Genomic DNA, 22,056 nt, shown 5'->3' with positions numbered 1-22,056 from the left:
GCGCTCTTAGCCAGCGGGCGTCGGCGTGGCTGCCCGCCCCGATAATCTCCTATTTTGAAAGTCGCCTCTCAGCCGAGACTCACACCCTCTCGGCCCAGCACCCGTTGCACGGCGGGGCGGGCGAGCATGCGGTCCTTGTGGGCAGTGTAGTTAGGGAGGTCGCGCATTGGCAGGCCGGCGCGTAGGCCCAGCCGTAAAAGACGAAGCCATAGCAGTCCACCGTCGAGAACTGGCCAACGAACCACTCTCTTTCTGCCAGCAGGGCCTCGATCTCGCGGCAGTGGCCATGGAAAGTCGCCAATCCCTTTGCCCTGATCCCATCTTCGCCGGAGGGCTCGTCTGTGAAGCGCCGAGGCGCCCAGAAGTGGGAGAAGGCCGGGTGCGCGGCAGTGGCGAAAAAGGCCATCAGTGACAGGGCGCGCGCTTCTCCCTCCGCATCGGCCGGCAGCAGGCCTGCCTCTGGGTGTGTGCGGGCGACGTAGGTCTGGATAGCGACGTTCTCGACCAGGACCGAGCCGTTGACGAGCCGCAGCGCGGGCACCTTGCCGCGCGGATTGACCCGCAGGTAGGCTTCGGTGCGGTGCTCGCCCGCGTCCTCGTTGACGAAGTGAGTCTCGTAGCGGGCGCCGGCCTCTTCGAGCGCGATGTGCGAGGCCATCGAGGACGAGCCGGGTGCATAGTAGAGCGTGAGCATGGGTGATCCTCCCTGCTCCAGTGCATCCCCGCTCCCTCGCGCGCTCAAGGACGAAATGGGCACCACGATGATGTCAGGCGCCGGCGCGCCGCACTCACGCGGGGTCGGCCTCGATCACCGCCAGCGCGCAGGGCGTCGGGACGACGCGGGCGAGCCGCAGCCCCGCCCGGGTCAGGAGGTCGCGGAACTCCGCCTCGGTCCTCTCTCGCCCACCCGGGTTAAGCATCATGTTGATGTCGTGGATGAACCGCCCCGGCGTCAGCACGTCGCCGGGGTCGATGCGCTCCGGCAGGACACGCTCGATTACCAGCAGCCGCCCGTCATCGCGCATCGCGGCGCGGACGTTGTGCAAGATGGCGAGCGCCTCGGCGTCCTCCCAGTCGTGGATCACGCCCTTGAGCACGTAGGCGTCCGCGCCCGCCGGCACCGCGGCAAACGTGTCGCCGCCCACGGCCTCGTACCGGTCGGAGAGCCCGGCCTCCGCGATGCGGGCGCGGGCGACGTCGGCTACGTGCGGCAGGTCGAACAGGGTTGCGCGCCGATGTCAGAGAGGTCAGGGCGATGCTCCTCCTTGACGTAGATGACCGGCAAGCCGGCGGCGCGGGCGGCCGAGATGACCTTCGCGGTCGGAGCAATTGCCCGTCGGATGACGGAGATGTCGATCCCGGCCCGATCGAACATGCCGCCTGCCGCGCCGAAGTCATTCTACATGTCAACAACGAGGACAGCAGCCGTCGAGAGGTCGACCTTCAGCGGTCCGGGTGTCGCGTCGAGAGTGACTATGCTGCGCTCTACCATTGTTTTATTCGCCGTGTTGCGCGTGCGTCAGGTCACACGATGGACCCGGTACTCAACGCCGATACCCTCGATGATCCGCCCCGCGCCGACGAACAGCGACTGGTTCAGCCACGCGTATCGTGCATTGCCGGTCTCGAAGCGGGGCGTGGTGCGGAAATACTGGTCCTCGATCCGCGTCGCCGTCCCGTTCTTCAGCGCATCCAGTGTCGCGGGCCTCATCTCGATCAGACCGGGATAGTGAGCGAAGATGAGTGCACCGTCGTCCGTCCTGATCTGAGTCCGCACGTCGAGAACGCCCCAACCCGACGGATGAGCAATCAGCCAGTCGCCGCCACCGGGCAGCAGTTTGCCATTCAGTCGCTCGCCCTCAACTTCACCATCAAATGCATTGAAAAACATTCGCTCGCCGAGCAACCCGCCCCCAAAGGGAAGCGGTGGCTCCAGACGCGCCCGCAGCACGAACTCAAATACCAGCTCCATTGCTTTCTCTCCTCCCTGCCCGGCTTGTCGGCGATCTTGGCCGGTTCGGTCAGCGGGCGCGACGGAAATGTGCGCGGAGCTGCAGGCGGTTGTGTTACAAGATTGCGGCTTGGCTCATGGTGAAATGACCCCGCTCTATGCCGTGCTTGCGCGCAACTATTTCCAGCCCCGGGTCATGGGTACGGTGTTCGCGCGACGACCATGGTATCCCGCCTGGGTATGGCGGCGGTTGGCGGCTGAATCTTAGATCCGCTTTGGCATCTATGCGGGCATCATCTCAGCTCGCTGGCGATCGCCCTCACTTTTCCGCCGCTGCCCCGTACCACGTCGACGATCGACCCCGAGGCGTCCACGCCCGAGAAGCTGGACCGCCTCGGCCGCTCCGACCTGGGGCGATGGGCCGACCTAGTCGAAGCTACTGGGTTCGCCGCGGAGTAGGTGCCGGGACTGTCGGCCCCGGAGCCGAAGCAGTGCCGGAAACCCGCGGCTGACCGCGATTGTGGCACCCCCCTCCTACAGAGCCGGCTTGGGTGCACTTGGGAAAACGGGTTGATCTCTCTGGCAGCATCGCCATTCAACGTAGCTTGCGGCTCAAGATGGCCCAAGCCAGCTCTATAACACGCGGGAAGGGTGAAGCCGGCAGGGACCTGAAGGTAGGGGTGCCGCGCCTGCCCGCCAGCTTCCGGAAACAGCACGCGGCGGTGCGGATCGGCGGAGAGGCGGTTGGCCAGCACGCAGCCGGCGCTGCCAGCGCCGACGATGATGTGGTCCCAATCGCCCTCGAAGGGGGCGGCCGTCACGCGGCGGCGGCGAGGGTCGGCGCGGCGCCAGCGACGCAGGTGCGCACCATGTGACGGCGTTCCGTCGTCGTTGCGAACGGCGTGGCGCGGTGCAGCACGGCGCGATTGTCCCACACCACCAGGTCATGCGGCCGCCAGCGATGCGCATAGGTGAAGGCGGGCTGCGTCGCCAACGCTATCAGCCGGTCGATCAGCACGCGGGACTCCGCCTCGCCCATACCCTCGATACTGCGCGCATGAGCGCCGAGATACAGGGCCGGGCCATGCGGATTCTCCTCCAGGACCAGGGCCTGGCGCACCGGCGGGTGCTGGCTGCGTTCGGCCTCGGTCACCAGCGCGGCATCGACCCGAGTGCGCGACCAGCCAAAGTCATGGATGGCGACGCGGCCACGCAGGTCGTCCTGCTCGGCCGGATCGAGTGCGGCGAAAGCCACGCGCATGGAGGCGAATTCAGTGTCACCGCCGGCCGAGGGGATCTCCCGTGCCGAGAGCAGCGAAGCCCGGGCCGGTACAGGCTTGAACGACGAATCATGGTGCCAGAAGCGGTTTGCCTTGTTGTTCAGCACCTGCTTGTCGGTTGGTGGCGCGATCTCGCCGGCGGCGCCGATATTCGACAGGACAATTACCGCGCTGCCCGCCCCGGGCGCGCCGGGGCGGGTTCGTTCCAGCGGCCCGAACCCTTCGCTGAAGGCGATCTGCGCTGCGTCGTCGATACGTTGGTCCGGGAAGACCAGCACCGAGAAGCGGTCGAGCGCATCGCGCACTGCGGCCATTATCGTCGCGTCCACGCCACGGGCGATGTCGAGGCCCGTGATGCGGGCGCCGAGGATGGGAGTGAGTGGTGTCGTCTCGACCATGGGGTATTTCCTCCTGCCCTCACCATGGCGCGGCGGTCCATTCAGCCGCCAGACGGCATTTTTGTGAAACACTCAGCCGAAAAGCGGCAGAATGTACGATGCGGTCAGCCGGCAGGATCGACGGATGCGAGCAGATGCGCGACGAAGGCGGCGATCTTGGCGGGAAGGCGCTCGGCACGCGCATGCACGGCGTGGATCTCGGCCTGGTAGCGTTCCGGCCAGCTCGGCAACCCCGCCAGCAAGGGTGTCAGGTGGCCGGCAGCGACATCCTCGCCAACCATCCATTCGGGCAGCAATATCAAGCCCATGCCGTCCAGCGCGGCTCGGCGCAGCGCCTCCCCGCTGTTGGAGCGGAACGGCCCGGTGACTGGGATCTCCTGCCGCCCGCCCGAGCCGGTGGCGAAGACCCAGACCGGGGCTTCTTCCTCCTCGCGATAGGTCAGGCAGGGGTGCTGGAGGACTGCATCGGCCGTGGCCGGGGCGCCGTGGCGCGCGATGTAGCCGGGGCTGGCACAGAGAATGCGTCGGCCTGAGGCGAGCCGGTGCCCAATGAAGGACTTGCCTGCCGGCAAGCCGAGGCGGATGACCATGTCCACCCCATGCGCCGGCACCAGCCCGGTCAGCTCCGTCAATGCGAGATCGATCTCCACCCGCGGATGCGCGGTTTGGAACCTGGCGAGATGCGGTACCACATGACGCAGCGCGTAGGACCGCCGCGCGACGATGCGCAGTGTGCCGGTCGCTTCCTCGTGCATTTCCCGCGCCTCGACCATGGCGGCGTCGAGGCCCTCGAGCAGCGGTGCAATTCGGGCAGCCAGGCGGCGCCCCACCTCAGTCGGCGCAACATGGCGCGTTGTGCGGTCGAACAGCCGCAGGGCGAGGTCGTCCTCCAACTCGCGCAGGGCCCGCGACGCCGCTGTCGCCGATAACCCGAGCGAACGTCCCGCCGCCGCGATGCCGCCGCGATCAAGGGTGCGCAGGAAAAGCCGGAATGTGGTCAGCCGGTCCATGCGGCGACGCTATTACGGCTCTGCCAGCGTAGGAAGCCAGGTGGATCGGCCAGCAGCCCGAGCCGCCCGGCGGCCAGTAACTGCGCACAGCCGACTTGGACGCGAACAGTGGGGCTCCCTGCTGGTCGGCAAGACCGCGCACCTCTCCACCAGCGTGCGCACCGTTACCCGCGCTTGCGCTTTTGCTCATCCACTTCCTCGAAATCGGCGTCGACGATGTTGTCGTTGCCGGGCTCCGTCGAGGCCGTGCCATCCGCGGCGCTCGTCCCTGCCTGCTGGGCGTCGGCGCTGCGATGCACCGCCTCACCGAAACGCCCGAAGGCCTGGGACAGAGCCTCGATCTGCCGCTGGATGCGGTCGGCGTCATCCGCCGGCAGCACGTCCCGCAGATGCTTGATGGCGTCCTCCAAGGCCTGCCGATCGGCGCTGCCGACCTTGGCGCCATGTTCCTGCAGCTGCTTTTCGGCGGCGTGGATGAGGGCGTCGCCGTGGTTGCGCGCCTCGACCACCGCCCGACGGCGCTTGTCCTCGGCTGCATGCTGCTCGGCCTCGCGGACCAAGCGCTCGATCTCCCGCTCCGAGAGGCCGCCGCTGGCCTGGATCTTGATCTGCTGCTCCTTGCCGGTTGCCTTATCCTTGGCCGAGACCGAGACGATGCCGTTCGCGTCGATGTCGAAGGTCACCTCGATCTGCGGCATGCCCCGGGGTGCGGGCGGGATGCCGACGAGGTTGAACTCGCCCAGCAGCTTGTTGTCCGCCGCCATCTCGCGCTCCCCCTGGAAGACGCGGACGGTCACGGCCTGCTGGTTGTCCTCGGCCGTCGAGAAAACCTGGCTCTTCTTAGTCGGGATGGTGGTGTTGCGGTCGATCAGCCGGGTAAAGACGCCGCCCAGTGTTTCGATGCCGAGCGAGAGCGGGGTCACGTCGAGCAGCAGGACGTCCTTCACCTCGCCCTTCAGCACGCCGCCCTGGATCGCGGCGCCGATGGCGACGACCTCGTCCGGGTTGACGTTACGGGCCGGCTCCTTGCCGAAGAACTGCTTCACCGCCTCGATGACCTTGGGCATGCGGGTCATGCCACCGACCAGGACCACCTCTTCGACATCCTTGGTGGTGATCCCGGCGTCCTTGAGGGCGGCACGGCAGGGCTCGATGGTGCGCTGGATCAGGTCATCCACCAGTCCCTCGAGCTTTGCCCGCGTCAGCGTCATCACCAGGTGCTTCGGCCCGGAGGCATCGGCGGTGATGAAAGGCAGGTTGATATCGGTCTCCTTGGCCGAAGACAGTTCGATCTTCGCCTTCTCGGCGGCTTCCTTCAGCCGCTGCAGCGCCAGCCGATCCTTGCGCAGGTCGATGCCCTGGTCGCGTTGGAACTCGGTAGCCAGGTGATCCACGATCCTGGCGTCGAAGTCCTCACCACCCAGGAAGGTGTCACCATTGGTGGACTTCACCTCGAACACGCCGCCGCCGATCTCAAGGACCGAAATGTCGAAGGTCCCGCCGCCGAGGTCATAGACCGCGATCCTGCCGGACCCTTTCTTCTCGAGACCATAGGCCAGGGCGGCCGCGGTGGGCTCGTTGATGATGCGCAACACCTCGAGCCCGGCAATGCGACCGGCGTCCTTGGTGGCCTGGCGCTGGGCGTCGTCGAAGTAGGCGGGGACGGTGATGACGGCCTGCGTCACCTTTTCGCTGAGATAGGCCTCGGCCGTCTCCTTCATCTTGGTGAGCACGAAAGCACTGATCTGGCTCGGGCTGTGGCGCTTGCCCTCCACCTCGACCCAGGCGTCGCCATTGTCGCCGCGAACGATCTTGTAGGGAACCAGGTCGCGGTCCTTCTCGGTCGTGGGATCGTCGAAGCGGCGGCCGATCAGGCGCTTGACGGCGAAGATCGTGTTCGTCGGGTTGGTGACGGCCTGGCGCTTCGCCGGCATGCCGACGAGGGTCTCACCGCTCTTGGCGAATGCTACCATCGAGGGCGTTGTACGTGCCCCTTCAGCGTTCTCGATGACCTTTGGCGTGCCACCCTCCATGATGGCGACGCAGGAGTTCGTGGTCCCAAGATCAATGCCGATGACTTTGGCTGCCATGTCTGCCTCCGGCGCTGCGAGTTACTGTTCGGCTCGTGTTGCTAGCTGAACTCGTCCATCAGTGCGGTTCTGCTGGTGGTCGGCACCCCGGGCCGGCTCCGGCCCGGGGACCGGGATCTCATCCGCTGATCGGGACGCGCTTCACCTGGCGCTGCGCCTCCGGGCGTTTGGCCAGGGTGACGGTGAGCACCCCATTGCGGAAGGAGGCCGCCACCTTATCCGGATCGACATCCGGGCCAAGCTGCAGCGACCGCTGGAACTGGCCATGCCAGCGCTCGCTGTACACCGCGCCGCTGCTCTCGGCTTTCTTCTCGCCCTTGAGGGTCAGGATGCCATCGTGCAGCGTGACCTCGAGGTCCTTCTCTTCGAGGCCCGCCAACTCGGCGACGACCTTCACCTCCTGCTCGGTTTCACTGACCTCCACATGCGGCCAGGCTGCCGTCCAACCGAGCGGGGCAAGGGTAGGGGCAGCGGTACCAGAGCCGCGGAAGAAGCTGTCGAACACCCGGTTCATCTCGCGCTGCAGGGCGAGATACGGGCTGGTCTCTTCATCATTCCCGCGCGGAGCCGGAGCAGTCCGGTTGCGGCCCCACGGGATGAGATCGCTCATCATCATGGTTGCCTCCATTCTCTCGGGGCGGCAGGCGCACGGCGCCCTGCGGCACCCGCACCTGTCGGCCCGGTATCACGTTGACGTCCTATCGAGGTGGTCTTCCGGGCTCAGGCGGCCTGCTGCCCCTCGATCTGCCGCGGGCCCTGGGCCGCGCCGCTGGCGATCTCGATCCGCCGCGGCCGCATCGCCTCGGGCACCTCGCGCTTCAACTCGATGGTGAGCAGACCGTCGGCGAGGCTGGCGCCCTTCACCTCGACGAAGTCGGCGAGGTTGAAGCGCCGCTCAAAGCCGCGCGTCGGGAGGCCCCGGTGCAGATACTGGCCACCCCGATCCGTCGACCGCTGGCCGGAGACCACCAGCAGATTCGGCTGACCTTCGATCGAAATCTCGTCCGACTTGAAGCCGGGGACCGCCAGCGTGATGCGATAGGCGTCCTCGCCGGCCTTCTCGATGTCGTAGGTCGGGAAGCTCTCATTCGGCGCGAGGTCCGTCGTCTGGTCGAGCAGGTCGAACAGCCGGTCGAAGCCGATGGTAGACCGCGAGAGCGGTGCAAAGTCGATCATCCTCATAGCCACATCCTCCTCTGAGCGACATGGGTATGGGCACCAAAGCGCCTGGCCCGGCGCCCACCGAACCCGCATTGCGGCATTCGGCAGCAGGCGAGTTAGGAAAACGCTGCGGCGGTTCAAGACCCCCGCCGGCGGTGTCGCTCGTGTGAACTGCGCCGTTCGGCGAGGTGCGGCGTGCTACAGAAGCCACCGGCGTGCCAGCCGCTGGGCCGGGTGGTGGCTGCCTAGCGCCCAAAGCTCCCGGGGCGCAATCATGACCCGGTCCGGATCTGGCAACGCCGCGCGCACCGGCCTCGCCATCCCGCGCAGGGCCGCGATGCGGTCCTCGACCGTGGGATGGGTCCGGAGCCAACTCAGCCAGCGCGGGCCGCGGGCGGCCAGGCGTTCCCAGTCGTCGCCCTGCAGGCGCCAGATCCGCGCCAGGGCTTCGGCCAGGGCCGCGACATCGCCGGTCAGCTCGACCGCACCCGCGTCGGCGAGAAGCTCCCGCCGGCGCGAGAGCGATAGGGCCAGCACATCGCTGAGCAGCGGCGCCGCCAGCAGCAGCACCACGGCCAGGGGTGCCGGCATCGCCTCGGTCGCCCACAACACTGGCAGGAACGCCAGCAGGACCAGTGCTCCGATGCCGGCCATGCCGCGGGTCAGGCTGGCCGCCGTGGTCGCCAGACGCAGAACCAACAGGTCGCCATGGCGGATGTGGGCAGTCTCATGCGCCAGCACCGCCGCCAGTTCGCGGCGCGGCAGGGCCTGCAGAAGTCCGGACGTCACCGCGATGACGGGTGCCTCCCGGCTGCCGGCCGCCATGGCCTGCAGTATCGGTGACGGGATGAGGTAGAGACGCGGCGGATGTGGTAGGCCGGCGCGCCGCGCCAGCGCCGCCGTCAGGGCGACGAGATCCGGGGCTTGGGCGGACGAGAGGCGGACCGCGCCGAAGGCATGCCGGAACAGAAGGTCGCCCGGCATCGGGTCGAGCAGCAGGAAGGCCAGCGCTATGCCAGCACCGAAGGCCAGCCCCTCCGCCCCGCCGACCAGCAGCCCGGTCCACCCCGCCAGTCCAACCAGGGTCAGCAGGATCAGCGCCGAATGGAGCCGGTTGAGCAGCCGTTGCTGCGCCAGGGCGACCGGGTCGAGCCGCAGCGTTGCAGCGCCCCGGGCCCGCTCAGCCCACACCGGACAGCGGCTCCCCGCCCATACGCCTCGCGACCTCCTCCCGGCTGTCCTGCAGTCGCGTCAGGATCTTCTGCCGGAGCGGCGCTGGCAATACCTGCAGAGCCGAGCTCATCCGGCGCAGCGCCTGCCGAAGCCCATGCACCTGGTCGAGCAGGTCAAGCACGATGGCGATCCCCTCGTCATTCACTCCCATACCTTCCCGCAAGTCGCGGATCAGGCAGACGCGGGCGAGGTCAAGTTCGGAGAAGGTATGCTCGGGACCCGCCTGCCGGGGCGCCAGCCAGCCAGCCTCGGTCCAGGCCTCCAGCGCGGCGGCGTCGAGCCTGGCCAGCAGCAGGAACTCGCGGCTCTCGAACATTCACCCCTCCATCCCGACCCGCGGGTTGTGAGCCTTGCCGCCCGCCCAGCGCGCAGCAAATGCCTCGAGCTCCGGGTCCGACCGGTCCGGCAGCACGATCCGCAGCGTTGCAAAGGCATCGCCGCGGGACCCGTCGGGTCGCCTCACGCCGCGCCCCCTCAGCCGCAGCACCGTGCCGGTATTAGCGCCCTTGGGGATGGTGACCGCGACCGGCCCGGTCGGCGTCGGCGCCTCCACGCGGCCGCCGAGCACTGCCTCGGGCAGGCTCACCGGCAACTCGAAATGGATGTCGTCACCCTTGCGGGTGAAATGTCGGTGCGACCCGACCTCGACCTCGACGAGCAGGTCGCCCGGTGTACCGCCACCTAGGCCGGTACCGCCTTTGCCCCGCAGGCGAAGCACCTGGCCATCCCGTGTTCCGGGCGGCACCGTGACGTCCAGGGTCGCTCCGTCCGGCAAGGTCAGGCGCTTTGTCGTGCCGTTGACCGCTTCCAGGAAGTCCAGCACGAGCTGGCCGCGCAGGTCACCGCCCCGCATCCGCGTCCGCCGGCCGCGCGCACCGCTACGGCCGAAGAGTTCGGCGAGCAGGTCGTCTGCGTCCATCATGTCGGCGAAACCGGCGTCGCTCGTATAGGGGTGCTGCCCATGACCGGTACCGCCGGCGAAGTCGCGGTAGAAATGCGTCTGCTGCGGCTGCTCGGCACCGGAGGCGTCGATCTCGCCACGGTCGAAGCGCACGCGCTTGTCGGGGTCACCGAGCAGGTCATGGGCCGCCGACACCTGCTTGAACCGCTCCTCGGCCGTGCGGTCGCCCGGGTTGAGGTCCGGGTGCAGCTTCCTGGCCAGGCGGCGGTAGGCGCTGCGGATCTGCTCCTGCGTGGCGTCGCGCTTCACGCCCAGGATGTCATAGGGAGTTTCGGTCATGGTCGTCTGCGTTGCTTGTTAGGCCCCAACCGTTGCGCGGGATGCCCATTCGATGATCTGGCGCGCTGGCATGGCGCCCGCCTGGCGAGCGACCTCCTGCCCGCCCGCGAACAGCGCGAGCATTGGGATGCCGGAGATCCGCAGTTCGGCGGCCAGCCCGGGTGCTTCCTCGGTGGACACCTTCGCCAGTCGCATCCGTGGCTCGAGCGCGCGCGCCGCCGCCTCGAACTCGGGCGCCATCGTGCGGCAAGGGCCACACCAGGAGGCCCAGAAATCGACGAGCAGCGGAATGCCGCTGTGGCTGAGGTGCCGCCGGAACCGCACCTCCGACAAAGAGGCGGGGCGGCCCTCGAACAGCGCAGTACGGCATTTGCCGCATCTCGGCATATTGCCCAGCCGGTCGGCAGGAACGCGGTTGATCGTATCGCAGTGCGGGCAGACGACCTGAACTGGCTCGGGCATGTTCGTGACCCTCATCGACGGGCGTTTGACACTGGTCCGCAATCTCTTTGAGCGAAGACGTCACCACGGGCTCATCGAGCCGGGAGCTGGCCGCTGCCAGTCTCACGCAGCGGGTCGAAGTCGATCTCGGGCTTCATCTCCACCCCCTCCTTGCGAAGCAACATGGACTTGCGCAGTACGTGTGCTCGGTGCCGTCCGCCGAGCCCGTTCCAGGCATCCGGTCGGAGCACGGCTTGTTCTCTCCCCTCCTCCGGTCCGAGGCTCCGCAGCACCGTCCCTAGCGCCGCTAGGACTGGCACTGGCGGCGGCGCAAGCAAGCCAGCGACCCACAGGGACGGTGCCCAGAAGAACGGGATTGGAGCCGCCACAGCACATGCCATGGCAGCCGCTGAGGCCCGGTATAGCGGGCCGGGGTCACCTCGACGCCGTTCCAACGGCACCGGCAGTACCTGTCGCGTTGTCACCACGGCTCCGCTCTCATCCTTGAGCATGATGTCACCATTGCTGCCGTCATGCCGTAGTGACCAGGCCGAGGACATTCAGGAGCCCAAGTATGGCCAGTGCGTAGATCACCGCCCGGCCCAAAAGGTCGGCCATATCCTCGATCAGGAGATCACGGCGCCAACGAGCAGACCTGCGGCATGCCGGAGCGTGCCCCCCGGTGTTGGCGCCGCTCTCTGCAGAAGGCAGCGCTGTGCTATAGGGCGACGAGCAGCTGTTGCTGGATGCATCCCAGAACGAGCGCTGGGTCTGGTCCAGCATCCGGCCAAAGCGCAGTGGCGGCCGGGACAGAAGGTTAGAGGAGTTTTCGGCCCACATCTCCACGTCCTCCTTGCGAAGCTACATGGCCCATGGTGGCACCCAAGGCCGGTGCCACTCGCCAGGCCTCGACCGAGCACCTGGCAGAGTTGTTGATAGGTTTCCGTCCACCCGGTTCAAGGCCTCACGGCACGGCTCCCCGAAGTCCTGCGCCAACCACCCTGTCAGCGCAGCCTTCTCGTGGCCAAGGAGAGCCAAGGTGATGGCCGCTGCGCCATGATCCCCGACCCTCCATCTCCGCCCCCCAGCGGGGGCGGCCGGCTACATCGTTTTAGTGCGCAGGCTTCCGCATGGGAGGCATGTATATCCGGTCCAGCAGGGCAAGTGCTTGCAGCACCTCGTCGAGGCGCGAGGGCTCGCCACCGTCCAGCGGCGCCTCGTCCGCCGTGGCCTCGATCCGCTGCGCGTCCCAGAGCCAGCGCGTGAGAACGTCGCGCTTCTCTTCTGCGGTCAGCAGCGGATGCGTGGCAACCTCGTGGGGGCTGGTGAAGACCCTCGCCGGATTGAGCAGCGCCGCGCTGAGATCAGGCATCACGATGTACGGGCGGTCCCAGGCGAAGCAGAACAGAGGATCGCCGTACAGCACAGCACATGGCGAAACTTCTGGCGGGTTTCCGGCAGCGCACTGGACCGGCGAAGGCTCCTGCGGCTCATACAGGGTGAAGGGCAGACCTTCCCGCCGTGCATACGCGACAGCCGCATCCAGCGTCGGAAAGCTGAGCCGAACATGGCGCAGCGGCTCGGTGCCGCCGGTCCAGCCCATGAGCGGCTCGATGAACTCGGCCGAGCGTGGTTCGAACTCGAGCACCCAATTGCAGGTGTTCGCGCGGCCGGAGGTCATGACCGATCTGCTCGGGCGGTGGATGACGGCTCGGGCATCCGGCGGGAAGCTCGGCAGCGTCACGCCGGGCGCGCTCTCCATAGGTTCGGCCCGCTCGCCGCCAACCAGTCGGGCGAACTGGCCCTCCACAACGGTGTCGCGGATTCGATGCTGACGAACGCTCATGGTTTGCTCTCCTCCACATCCTCCTCTCGAAGCAACATGGATCTGAGCGGCGCCTCTTACTGGCGCCGTCCACCAGGCCCCACCGGGCGCCCGGCAAGGATCTTTGTGGTGCGTGCAACGTCTGTTTCAAGACCAGAGACGTGAAAGCACGCGGCCGGAAACGGTAGCTTTGACTGCCTCTTTTGGTTCTTGAACCACAAGGCGAGTAGCCCGCTTCTGAGCAAGCCGCACGGCGCGATCGGCCGGAAGGTGGGTTAGATGGCCTCCTCGCCGATACAATTTGTCCCGCAGCTCCAGGAACCACGTTGGCGGCCGATCACGCTCTGGCGCTGACCCTTGGTGGCGAGGATGTCCCTGCAGCTCTGTGACTTTTGCCATCGCTCGCCGAACCGGATGCCTAGCCTTGACCGACCGCCTTCTCGCCGAAACCCTCGTCCTGGTGCTCGCCTCCACCGTCGCAGTCGCGGTCCTGGTGCGTCTGCGCTTCTCTCCCATCATAGGCTACGTCACCGCCGGCCTCGCGGTCGGCCCGCACGGCCTGAACCTGCTGCTCACCAGCGACGGCATTCGTTCCTCGGCGAACTCGGCATCGTCCTGCTCATGTTCATCGTCGGACTCGAGTTCTCGCTGCCGCGCCTCATCGCCGCGCGCGGGCTGGTACTCGGGATGGGTAGTTTACAGGTCGGGGTGACCGCCACGCTCGCCGCGTCGCTCGCCTGGTTCGGGAGCACCGAATGGCTCGGGGCCATTGTCCTGGGTGGTGCGGTTGCCATGTCCTACACCGCCCTCACCCTGCGACAACTCGCTGCTCGAGGGGAGCTGGGCAGCCGGCACGGGCGGCTCGCGCTGGGAGTCTTGCTGTTCCAAGATCTCGCGACGCTGCCCTTCCTAGTTCTCGTTGGTGCCGCGCCGCGGGAGGGGGGCGGAGTGGAACCGCCCGACGCGGAAGTCCGGGCGACCGTCGCGTTGGGAGTCTTCCTTGCCGTTGCCCTGCTCGCACGCCGCGCGCTCGCCTGGCTCATCGAGTGGGTGGCCCGGAGGCACTCGGCCGAGCTCTGTAGTGCGACCGGTTGTTGAGACAGCCGACTGCGCTGTTCAGGCAGCGAAGGGTAGGTGGGCGGGTAGGCACTGAGCAAGGCCGCATTGCTCGGCGCGGATCTGGTTCGGGGTGCGGTAGCCGTGCCGGGCGACGAGCCAAGTGGCGTTGTAGTGGGCAACGAAATCCTGCAGCCCGCGGCGCAGCTCCTCGATGGTGTCGAAGGTGTGCACCCAAAGGAAGTTCTCTTTCAGGGTTCGGATAAAGCGCTCGGCGACGCCGTTGCCTTCGGGCTGGCGGACGAAGGAGGGCGAGCTCTCGATGCCGAAGAAGGCGATCTCGTCCTGGAAGTCGCCAGACATATAGTTGGAGCCGTGGTCGTGCCGGAGGGAGAGACCCTTGGCCGCGTTCTTCTCGATGCGGCCGAAGTGGCGCAGCACGCCCTGGCGCACCGGCTCGAGTGCCTCGAAGCGGTTGCCGGAGCGGGCGGCATGGTTGCCGACGCACTCGCCCGAGCAGTGGTCGACGGCAACGAAGACCCGTGCGCGGCCCTCCCTAACGGTCACGGTTTCGGTCATGTCGGTCCCCCACATCGCGTCCACCGCCGTTGTGGTGATGGTGCCGTCATGAGCGCGCTGCTCGGGACGGCCGACGCGGTGCGGCGCGAGCAGGCCGTGCTGGCCCATCAGGCGCCGGACCCGCCGGGCCGAGGTGCGGATGCCGGCATGGCGCAGCCGGGCCCAGATCTTGCGGTAGCCCTCGCCGTGCAGGCGCGAGCCGAGGATCTGGGCGCGAATGTGCTCGAGCAACGCGGCATCAGAGCAGACCCCGACCGGGCCCCGGCGTGTCGGACCGGCCGGTGCCGCGGGGTCGGGCGCCGCGCGATGGCGGTAGACCGTGGCGCGGGAGAGGTGCCAGACCCGGGCGACCCTGGCGAGGCCGTAGGCGTGGCTCGTGGCCGGAGAGATGGCCCGGCCCACCGCCTCGACCTCCTGCGGGCCAAAGGGCGCCCACCCTCGAGGGCGGCGATCTTCTGCTCGAGCAGCTCGTTGGCCATGGTGACTTCGCCGAGCTTGGCTTTGAGGCGGAGCATCTCCTCGTCGCGGCTATCGCGCTCGCGCTCCTTTATCGCCGCCTCTGCCGCGACCAGGGCGCGGCCTCGCCACTCGCTCAGGCGGGCGACGGTGACGTTGAGCTCGCGGGCCACGGTCTCCAGCGGCTCGCCGCGCAGCAGGCGGGTGACGGCGGCCAGCTTGCGCCGGGCGGAGTTGCAACGCTCCGGCCCGGCACCGCCCGTGGGGGTGCCGGTATCAACGTGCTGGGCGCCCGCCGGCGCCCCCTCGGGCTGGTCGCTGCGGTTCTGGTCCATCGGTCTGACCTCCGGTTGCGGTGATCCCTACCGCAGTCGGCTGTCTCATCGAACCGTGCCGCACCCCACACTCGGCCGAGCTCTTTCTCCTGGCCACCCTCTCCGTGGTCCTGAGCGCCGCGTACGTGGCCGGGGAGATCGGGCTTTCGCTGCCGGTCGGCGCTTTCTTTATTGGTATGCTCATTGGTGAGAGCGACTTCCGCCACCAGGTCGAGGAGGAGATCCGCCCCTTCCGGGACGCGCTGCTCGGCCTGTTTTTCTTGACCGTGGGCATGGGAATCGACCTCGGGGCCACGGCCGCGCGACCGTTCCTTACCTTGATTGCCACGCTGCTGCTCGTGGCGCTGAAGACGCTCGTTATGTTCGGTCTCGGGCTCGCCGCCGGTTTGGGCGCGGCGTCCGCGCTGCGTGCCGGGCTGGTGCTGGCGCACGGCGGCGAGTTCGCGCTGCTCATCGTCGGCCAGGGGCTTGCGGCCGGCTTGCTTGAGCCGGCCGCGGCGCAGTTGGCCTTCTCAGCGATCGCGCTCAGCTTGGCACTCGCCCCTGCCCTGATCCAATGGAACGCGCGTCTGGCGGCCTTGCTCGTGGATAGCTCGGTCGAAAGTGGGCGCCTGGCCCGAGCGGAGCCGGAGGTCGCACGCGCGGGCGAAGCCCTGTCCGACCACGTTATCCTGTGCGGCTGTGGCCGCGTCGGCCGGCCGGTCGCTGCGGCTCTGGAGAGCAGCGGCATGCCCTACCTCGCGCTTGAGGTAGACCTCAGCCGGCTGCGCCGCGCCCAGCGCCAAGGCCACCGCGTCGTGTTCGGGGATGCCACCCGCCACGGCATTCTGCGGGCAGCGGGGCTGGGGCGGGCGCGGGCCGTGGTTGTGACGATCTCCGATGCCAGGGCGGTGGAGCGGCTCCTGCGCCGGATCCGGCACGACAGGCCTGAGCTGCCGGTGCTGGTGAGCACAGACGAGGACGCGGCACTTGGGCCGCTGGTCGAGGCCGGCGCGACCTGCATCCTGCCCGAGAATCTCGCAGCGGGCCTGGCGCTGGCGGCGCAGGCTCTCGCCACTCTCGGCCTTGCGCCGCATGAAGTTGAGGCGCGCATCGCTGCAGCGCGAGCCGAGCTAAACCCCGAACTGCGCGACCTGCCGCCGTGATGTCCACTCCCCAGAGGCGGCCGGGGGGGGCCGATGTTGCAGGCGAGACCGCGCCGGCTCGCCAGCTATAGCCAAGGAAGGCCGCCGTATCAGCGGCGGACACTGCCCTCGAACTTGAACTCGGGCGAGTTACGCAGCTGGTCCCGCGTCGCATCCACGACCGCCCGGAGACTGCCGTCTGGCTGGCGCGTGAGCACCACCGCGCTGGGCGGCAGGGCGGCGTAGCGCTCGCCGATGCCGAGGAAGCCACCAACCCCGATCACCACCGCCGAGATCTCCCGGCCACCGCCGATGACCAGGTCCTCGATACGGCCGATCCGCTCGTCCTGCAGATTGCGTACTTCGGTCCGCAGGAGGTTGGAAGCCGTCATGTCGACAGGCCGGACCTCGTAGTAGGTGACCACCACCGACCCCGGCGCGACGGTCACAAGCCCGCCGGGCAGGGCGGCTTGCCCGGGCTGCGGCACCGCAGTGCCGCCCCAGCCGGGGAGGGTCTGCGTCAGGCCGAACGGCGCCGGCTGGGCAAGCGCAGTGCCTCCAAGCACAGCGACTGAAACGGCCACGAGGGCGAGGTGTGCAATCATGCGTGGTTTCCCGTGTGGACGTGAGGCTGCCAGCCTCCGAGCGGGGCAGAGCGCGACGCCGCTGACCGGGTTCCATTTACACAACTCATCTGACAGTAACTCAGGTCCAGGCGGTCAGCTCACCGTACAGGAAAAACTCCGGCTAGCCTCCTCGACGGGTTATGGCGCCTCGCTGCCTCTGGCCAATGTCTCCTCCTCGGCGGCGTCACGCCGATCCTGATCGCGCATCATCCAGTAGACCGCGCCGAGCGCCAGGACCGCGGCCGCCATCCCGATGAGGGTGACAGGGGCGATATGGGTGGCATCGATGATGATGAATTTGCGCACCAGTGCGAGGAGAGCAATCAGCACCACCGTGCGCACCTGGACGATACCGTGCCGCCGCTCCAGCACGCCTCGGATCGAGTGGTTGAACTCGAGGGCGATCAGCACGGTCATGATCATGCCGAAGACTGCCTGGAACACCCCCTTTTCTGCCGGGTCGGCAAGGCCGGCTAGAATCAGCAGCAGGACGTCCCAAGTCAGGTGCAGCAAGGCGGCAGCGATCAGCACGGAGACGAGCGCGGTAATGACGAGCGCGGCCACCTGCTCGAACCGCTCGTAGGCGGTCATGCCCGGCCAGGCCTCGCGCGTCTCCTTCAAGCTGGTGGCCGCCACGTCACGGTGCCGCTCGGTCATGTCATGCGGCTGCGCTTGGCGGATGGCAGCTGCATTCGTTTCGTTTCGTGTGGCGTCGTCCATCCGTTTCCCCCTTTTACTAGCCCGTTGACAAAGTCGGCCGCCCAGACATTCGGCACATCATGTAGTGGTCCAGCATTACCGCTGCGCCCTATAGATGTGGCCTGCGAGGTGCTGCGGGACTTTGTCAACGGGCTGTTACACCCCAAGCTCCTGTCCTGGGCTGTCTCCTTCGACTTGGGACAACGCGGCGAGGCGGGACACGGTGGCCAGCCCTGCCGGCCCACATAGCGACACCCTGAGGTGACGCGCTGGCCGGCCTTGGGAAGATCTTGCGCAAGAAGCAAGCTGTTGCCGCTCCGGGCCGAGGGCGGCTGGATTGGTGCTCACCACGAACGGCCGACCGCGATTTCAGCAAGCCTCGATTGAAGCACGAGAAGCGGAATAACCGAGGCGGAGCGACCCTGTCGGCCCTGACGGCACGGTGCGGCTGCGCTGCTACCTACGGCCAAATTGATGCCGACAGTTGTGCCGCAATCGGCATCTCGATCCGGCGGTCACGCCATTCGGGGCGAAGGTGAATTGTGTCTCCACTCGCGCCGTGTAAGTTGGCACCCGCTCGATCAGCTGTCGCCCGTAGTGCTGTTGAGAGACATCCGGCGGCATGACGACACCGCTCTCTCTCCACTGCAGCACGAGAAGTAAGGTGCCGCTCGCACCGGCCATCCAGCGGATCTCGAGCCGGCCGTTCTCCTCTTTCAGAGCGCCGTGTCCGCGAGGGTTAGGACTTCCTGCGTCCGATAGAAGGCTACCTGAACCGCACCCAATCGAGCCATTCCCAGCGTAGGGCGCTCAGAGCGGTGGGTCGGCCACCATGTCTGGGCTCCTAGGATCGTCCTCCGCCTCAACGAACCGGCGAGCCTGCTCCCAGTATTCGTCCGCCCGTCCCTCAGGACGGCCATCCTCTTCCCAGAGCGCGTAAGCGCGTTCGCGAATCCGAGTTTCGAGATCGTTCTTTGTTTCGGGCATTGGCTCTCCTCCTGAACCTGAGGATGACGGCCAGACGCGGACAGGTCCACCCGTTGGCGTGACGCCATCAGCACGCCGACATCACCGCTCAGCTATCCCGGCGGTAGTGTTGGCAGCGCCGCGGCGAAGCCCAGCAGCAGCGCCTTGTCCCGTGTCCAGACGAGCCCGTTGCGGCCGGCGGCAACCCGCCGGCGGATCTCCGCGGTGCCGAGCGCGGCGGCGCGGCGGGCCGGAGCGCCATGCTGGTGGGCCATGCCGGCCAGGGTGTCGCGAATCGCCGGGATCGTGGCCAAGGGCCGGCTCCCGCGCATCCAGCTCACCGCCCTGGCTGCGCTAAGCGTGCAGACCGGGCTTGCGACGCGAAACCAACTGCCTGGGATCGCCATGCATTGGGAGGCGCCGAAAGATGTGCGTTGGCCGCTCACATGGTTGCCAATGCAGCAAGGAGGATGGCTTACCTGGCTTCTTCCACCGGGGGCGGCAGCATGGCGTGCAGCGTGATGCCGAGCCCAGCGACGAGGAAGGAGAGAGTAATAGCCGGCGCTACTTGCGTCGTGAGCAGCAGGACGGCAGCGGGAAGGATTAAGGTGGTCAGCAGGATGCTCACCGCTGCTTGCTCCGTCATGCGGCCTCGGCCAGGCCGAGCAATCCCAGGATTTCCTCTCGCAGTGCCACAAGGCTTGGCTGATCCCGTCGCCGTGGTCGCGGTTGTTCCACACGGATATCGGCGCGGATGCGAGCTGGGCGGTCGCTGAGGACCAGCACGCGGTCGGCCAGCAGCAGCGCCTCCTCCACGTCGTGGGTCACGAGCAGGGCAGTGAAGCGCTCGCGTTCCCACAGCGCGACCAGCTCCCGCTGCATCGCCAAGCGCGTCAGGCTATCGAGCTTGCCGAGCGGCTCATCGAGCATCAGGACCTTCGGCTCGTTCACCAGGGCGCGGGCAAGCGAAGCACGCTGCGCCATGCCACCAGAGAGCTGGTGCGGATAGGCTTCGGCGAAGCCGGCAAGGCCGACCAGTGTCAACGCTTCCTCGATGCGTTGCGCATTCACCGCCAAGCTGCCGCGGGCCTCGGGGCCCAGCTGGGCGTTGCCGCGCACCGTGCGCCAGGGGAACAGCGTCGGGTCCTGGAACATGACGGTGCGGCTGGGATCGGTGCCGGTGATCTCCTTCCCATCCACCAGCAGCCGACCTTCAGTTGGCGGCTCCAGCCCCGCCACCAGCCGCAGCAACGTGGACTTGCCGCAGCCGGAGGGACCGAGAAGGGCGACGAACTCGCCCGGCTCGGCGGTGAAGTCGATATCCTCGAGCACGCGCAGCGCCCGCTTCTCGAGCGCGAAGGCGTGGCTGACGCCGCGCACGTCCAGCCTGGCGCCATTCACCACCGGACCAGCCCCTTCTGCCAGGAAAGCAAGTGGTCGCGCAGCCGGAACAGCAGGGTGACGGCGGAGGAGCACATCAGGGCCAGGACCAGCAGCGCGGCGTACATGTTGGCGTAAGCCGCCCAGCCCTGAGCCCATTGCATGTACCAGCCGAGCCCGGCTTTCACGCCCATCATCTCGGCCACCACCAGCACACTGAAGGACGCGCCGAGCCCCATGAAGAGGCCGACGAAGACGGAGGGCATCGCCGCCGGTACCGCCACCTTGCGCACCAGGAACCAGGGTGAGGCGCCCATGGTTCGCGCCACGTCGTAATAGGCTTTGGACACCGCCGAGACGCCCGACCAGGTCAGCACGGTCACCGGGAAGAAGCTGGCCAGGGCGATCAGGAAGGTGCTGGCGCCACGGCTGCTGGTGAAGGCGAAGAAGGCGATTGGCAGCCAAGCCGTTGCTGGCAGCGGCCCGATCAGCCGCACCACTGGATGTGCCCAATAGCCGACGATGCGCGACCAGCCCATGGCCACACCGAACAGGAAACCAGCCCCGGCACCCAGCGCATAGCCCGGCGCTACCAGCAGCAGGCTGCGGCCGACGCTTTCGCCGAGCCGGGCATAGTCATCGGTGAAGACTTCCAGGATTGATTGCGGCGCTGCGAAGAAGGGCCGCGGCAGCCAATCCAGCTTGGCGGTGACAAGCTCCCAGGCTGCCAGTGCCAAAGCCAGCACCAGCAGCCAGGGCCCGGCGGCGCGCAGCGGGGCGAGCCGGGGGGCAAGCGCCGGCAGGGTCGCCGCGACGGCGCCCACCAGGATCGCCCCGCCGAAGCCCGCGGCCAGCGCCGCCAGTTCCCAGGTGCGGCCAAGGTCGTCGGCATCTGGCCAGAGCGAGATCAGCGCCGCCGTGCCAATCCAGGCCAGACCGGCAGCCCAGCCGGAAGGCCATACGGGCGCCCGCGCGGCCGGTGCGGCGATCCGCGCGCCGAGTGTCGTCGCGCTCATGCCGGCACCCCCGTGAGCACATCGGCAAAGATCTTGTCCGACAGTCGTAGAGGATCGGTGTTCGGCCGCATGACCTTTACCAGTTTCAGTTCTTCGATGTAGGCGGCGAGCTCGAAGCGCAGCGCGCTGCCGACCGGGTGGTGGCCATGGGTGTGGCTGCGCAGCATGGCCGTCAGCGCCGGCACAGGTGCCCTGGCATAAGGCGCGAAGATCTCCGCCGCCGCCTCCGGTTGCGCATGCACCCATTCCTGCGCCTCGAGCAGCGCCGCGGTGACGGCACGAGCGGCGGCGCGGTCCTGCCGGACCAGGCTGCCACGGACGCCAAGAATGCAGCAGGACCGAGCCGCGTACTCGCCTTCCAGGTTGTTGGTCACCTCGACCAGGCCGTCACGGTCGCGGATGAGCGAAGCCAGCGGGTCGCCCAGCGCAAAGCCCTGGATGTCACCACGCTTCAACGCCTCGCCCAGGAGGTCGGCGGGGAATTGGCGCCAGGTAAGGTCGCGCTCCGGGTCGAGCCCCTGCTTGGCGGCAACGATAGAGAAGAAGTTCTTATCCGGCGCTGCCATGTCGGAAGCGCCAAGGGCCTTGCCCTTGAAATCCGACAGCTTCGTGATGCCGCTGCCCGGTAAGGCGAAGAGCCGCATGCAGCCGCCATGGGTGGCTGCGGTGATCTTCACGTCGAAGCCCTGCTCCAACGGCTTCAGCCAGCGAAGCGCCATCCCGACGCCGGCATCCGCCTTGCCGGTGGCGATCGCCTCCAGCAGCTGGTCGGTGGAGCCGCCGAAGTTGATCAGCTCCACGTCCAGGTTATGCCGCTCAAAGATGCCCTGCGTTGCGGCCACGGGAACACCGACGACGCAGATCGCATTGGCGTTCCAGGTCAGCTTCAATTTGCGGCGTGGCCCGGGTGCCGCGGCCGCGGCGAGGCTGCTTGCGCCGGTACGGCAGATCGGCGCATCGGCGAAGGGATCGGGTGACGCAAAGCCGAGCGGTGCCATCGCACCGGCCGGCACAGCCATGGCCGCCACGCCTGCGGCGCGCAGCAGGGTGCGGCGGGAGGAAGTCTCGCTCATCTCAGGCATCTCCGGTCGGAAGGATGCGCGAGGCCCACGCGGCGATAGCCTGCGGGCGGCGCAATGGATATGGCATCGGCCAGGCGCGGCAGGCCGGACGCCTGCGGAGAGGGTCGT

26 protein-coding genes and 1 pseudogene are annotated in these 22,056 nt (G+C 67.8%); 2 read left to right on the top strand and 25 right to left on the bottom strand.

All coding sequences use genetic code 11. The annotated features are described in order from the left end of the window. Positions 1-79: 79 nt before the first annotated feature. The 16 genes from E2C06_RS21880 to E2C06_RS21805 all read right to left on the bottom strand — a co-directional run bounded on the left by E2C06_RS21880 (position 80) and on the right by E2C06_RS21805 (position 12,650). Entirely contained in the window at positions 80-694 is a 615-nt protein-coding gene (locus tag E2C06_RS21880; protein ID WP_133290736.1) for a glutathione S-transferase family protein, read from the bottom strand. A 94-nt stretch (positions 695-788) separates the two neighbouring features. Next, complete coding sequence (locus E2C06_RS21875; RefSeq protein WP_241671411.1) at positions 789-1,181, bottom strand: methyltransferase; 393 nt, start codon at positions 1,179-1,181, stop codon at positions 789-791. A gap of 20 nt (positions 1,182-1,201) precedes the next feature. After that, positions 1,202-1,375, bottom strand: coding sequence for a cysteine hydrolase family protein (locus E2C06_RS37780; RefSeq protein WP_165982554.1), 174 nt, complete (start codon positions 1,373-1,375; stop codon positions 1,202-1,204). Positions 1,376-1,519: 144 nt separating this feature from the next. Beyond that, positions 1,520-1,972 carry a DUF3237 domain-containing protein gene (locus tag E2C06_RS21870; RefSeq protein ID WP_133290734.1) on the bottom strand — a complete coding sequence of 151 codons (453 nt, stop codon included), beginning with the start codon at positions 1,970-1,972 and terminating at the stop codon, positions 1,520-1,522. 796 nt (positions 1,973-2,768) lie between these two features. Further along, a complete protein-coding gene (locus E2C06_RS21855) occupies positions 2,769-3,629 on the bottom strand; it encodes a TauD/TfdA dioxygenase family protein (RefSeq protein WP_133290732.1) in 861 nt (286 codons plus the stop codon). A 104-nt stretch (positions 3,630-3,733) separates the two neighbouring features. After that, complete coding sequence (locus E2C06_RS21850; RefSeq protein ID WP_133290731.1) at positions 3,734-4,639, bottom strand: LysR family transcriptional regulator; 906 nt, start codon at positions 4,637-4,639, stop codon at positions 3,734-3,736. Between the two features lie 164 nt (positions 4,640-4,803). Further along, positions 4,804-6,729 carry a molecular chaperone DnaK gene (gene dnaK / locus E2C06_RS21845; RefSeq protein ID WP_133290730.1) on the bottom strand — a complete coding sequence of 642 codons (1,926 nt, stop codon included), beginning with the start codon at positions 6,727-6,729 and terminating at the stop codon, positions 4,804-4,806. A 118-nt stretch (positions 6,730-6,847) separates the two neighbouring features. Then, positions 6,848-7,345: an Hsp20/alpha crystallin family protein gene (locus E2C06_RS21840; RefSeq protein WP_133290729.1), complete on the bottom strand. Its 498-nt coding sequence runs from the start codon at positions 7,343-7,345 to the stop codon at positions 6,848-6,850. Positions 7,346-7,449: 104 nt separating this feature from the next. Beyond that, positions 7,450-7,911 (bottom strand): Hsp20 family protein, encoded by a 462-nt coding sequence (locus E2C06_RS21835; protein ID WP_133290728.1) that lies wholly within the window; start codon positions 7,909-7,911, stop codon positions 7,450-7,452. Positions 7,912-8,088: 177 nt separating this feature from the next. After that, positions 8,089-9,081, bottom strand: coding sequence for a M48 family metalloprotease (locus E2C06_RS21830; RefSeq protein WP_133290727.1), 993 nt, complete (start codon positions 9,079-9,081; stop codon positions 8,089-8,091). After that, positions 9,071-9,439: a chaperone modulator CbpM gene (locus E2C06_RS21825; RefSeq protein WP_133290726.1), complete on the bottom strand. Its 369-nt coding sequence runs from the start codon at positions 9,437-9,439 to the stop codon at positions 9,071-9,073. The genes E2C06_RS21830 and E2C06_RS21825 overlap by 11 nt, the downstream gene beginning before the upstream one ends. Further along, a complete protein-coding gene (locus tag E2C06_RS21820; RefSeq protein WP_133290725.1) occupies positions 9,440-10,363 on the bottom strand; it encodes a DnaJ C-terminal domain-containing protein in 924 nt (307 codons plus the stop codon). Between the two features lie 18 nt (positions 10,364-10,381). Further along, positions 10,382-10,825 carry a thioredoxin TrxC gene (gene trxC, locus E2C06_RS21815; RefSeq protein ID WP_133290724.1) on the bottom strand — a complete coding sequence of 148 codons (444 nt, stop codon included), beginning with the start codon at positions 10,823-10,825 and terminating at the stop codon, positions 10,382-10,384. 71 nt (positions 10,826-10,896) lie between these two features. Next, positions 10,897-11,055, bottom strand: a complete 159-nt coding sequence (locus tag E2C06_RS37775; protein WP_165982552.1) for a hypothetical protein — start codon at positions 11,053-11,055, stop codon at positions 10,897-10,899. A 280-nt stretch (positions 11,056-11,335) separates the two neighbouring features. Then, positions 11,336-11,644: a hypothetical protein gene (locus tag E2C06_RS21810; protein WP_133290723.1), complete on the bottom strand. Its 309-nt coding sequence runs from the start codon at positions 11,642-11,644 to the stop codon at positions 11,336-11,338. Positions 11,645-11,915: 271 nt separating this feature from the next. After that, positions 11,916-12,650, bottom strand: coding sequence for an ETC complex I subunit (locus E2C06_RS21805; protein WP_133290722.1), 735 nt, complete (start codon positions 12,648-12,650; stop codon positions 11,916-11,918). A gap of 348 nt (positions 12,651-12,998) precedes the next feature. Here E2C06_RS21805 and E2C06_RS21800 point away from each other — a divergent pair, with 348 nt between their 5' ends. Next, complete coding sequence (locus E2C06_RS21800; RefSeq protein WP_133290721.1) at positions 12,999-13,727, top strand: cation:proton antiporter; 729 nt, start codon at positions 12,999-13,001, stop codon at positions 13,725-13,727. A gap of 18 nt (positions 13,728-13,745) precedes the next feature. Here the strand turns inward: E2C06_RS21800 and E2C06_RS21795 are convergent. Next, positions 13,746-14,992, bottom strand: a pseudogene (locus E2C06_RS21795) (IS3 family transposase); the annotation flags it as partial. 83 nt (positions 14,993-15,075) lie between these two features. Between E2C06_RS21795 and E2C06_RS21790 the strand changes: the two are divergent. Then, positions 15,076-16,200, top strand: coding sequence for a cation:proton antiporter domain-containing protein (locus tag E2C06_RS21790; protein ID WP_133290720.1), 1,125 nt, complete (start codon positions 15,076-15,078; stop codon positions 16,198-16,200). A gap of 89 nt (positions 16,201-16,289) precedes the next feature. On the opposite strand, the gene E2C06_RS21785 is transcribed toward E2C06_RS21790, so the two are convergent. The 8 genes from E2C06_RS21785 to E2C06_RS21755 all read right to left on the bottom strand — a co-directional run bounded on the left by E2C06_RS21785 (position 16,290) and on the right by E2C06_RS21755 (position 21,939). Continuing rightward, the gene (locus E2C06_RS21785; protein WP_133290719.1) at positions 16,290-16,784 is read right to left on the bottom strand and encodes a PRC-barrel domain-containing protein; all 495 of its coding nucleotides are present in this window, start codon (positions 16,782-16,784) and stop codon (positions 16,290-16,292) included. 159 nt (positions 16,785-16,943) lie between these two features. Continuing rightward, the gene (locus E2C06_RS21780; RefSeq protein ID WP_277751859.1) at positions 16,944-17,525 is read right to left on the bottom strand and encodes a phosphate-starvation-inducible PsiE family protein; all 582 of its coding nucleotides are present in this window, start codon (positions 17,523-17,525) and stop codon (positions 16,944-16,946) included. 789 nt (positions 17,526-18,314) lie between these two features. After that, positions 18,315-18,491, bottom strand: a complete 177-nt coding sequence (locus E2C06_RS21775) for a DUF2934 domain-containing protein (protein ID WP_133290718.1) — start codon at positions 18,489-18,491, stop codon at positions 18,315-18,317. Positions 18,492-18,583: 92 nt separating this feature from the next. Continuing rightward, positions 18,584-18,784: a hypothetical protein gene (locus E2C06_RS21770; protein WP_133290717.1), complete on the bottom strand. Its 201-nt coding sequence runs from the start codon at positions 18,782-18,784 to the stop codon at positions 18,584-18,586. Positions 18,785-18,945: 161 nt separating this feature from the next. Next, positions 18,946-19,098, bottom strand: coding sequence for a hypothetical protein (locus tag E2C06_RS37770; protein WP_165982549.1), 153 nt, complete (start codon positions 19,096-19,098; stop codon positions 18,946-18,948). Positions 19,099-19,112: 14 nt separating this feature from the next. Then, positions 19,113-19,871, bottom strand: coding sequence for an ABC transporter ATP-binding protein (locus tag E2C06_RS21765; RefSeq protein ID WP_241671408.1), 759 nt, complete (start codon positions 19,869-19,871; stop codon positions 19,113-19,115). Further along, positions 19,868-20,866: an ABC transporter permease gene (locus E2C06_RS39585; RefSeq protein WP_133290715.1), complete on the bottom strand. Its 999-nt coding sequence runs from the start codon at positions 20,864-20,866 to the stop codon at positions 19,868-19,870. Before E2C06_RS39585 ends, E2C06_RS21765 begins: the two co-directional genes overlap by 4 nt. Next, a complete protein-coding gene (locus tag E2C06_RS21755; RefSeq protein WP_241671407.1) occupies positions 20,863-21,939 on the bottom strand; it encodes an ABC transporter substrate-binding protein in 1,077 nt (358 codons plus the stop codon). Before E2C06_RS21755 ends, E2C06_RS39585 begins: the two co-directional genes overlap by 4 nt. Between the last annotated feature and the right edge of the window lie 117 nt (positions 21,940-22,056).

This window comes from Dankookia rubra, from assembly GCF_004355005.1.
In the GTDB taxonomy this organism is placed as follows: Bacteria; Pseudomonadota; Alphaproteobacteria; order Acetobacterales; family Acetobacteraceae; genus Paracraurococcus; species Paracraurococcus ruber_A.
The sequence above is the reverse complement of the archived record's forward strand: the minus strand, read 5'-3'. Positions and strand labels throughout refer to the sequence as shown.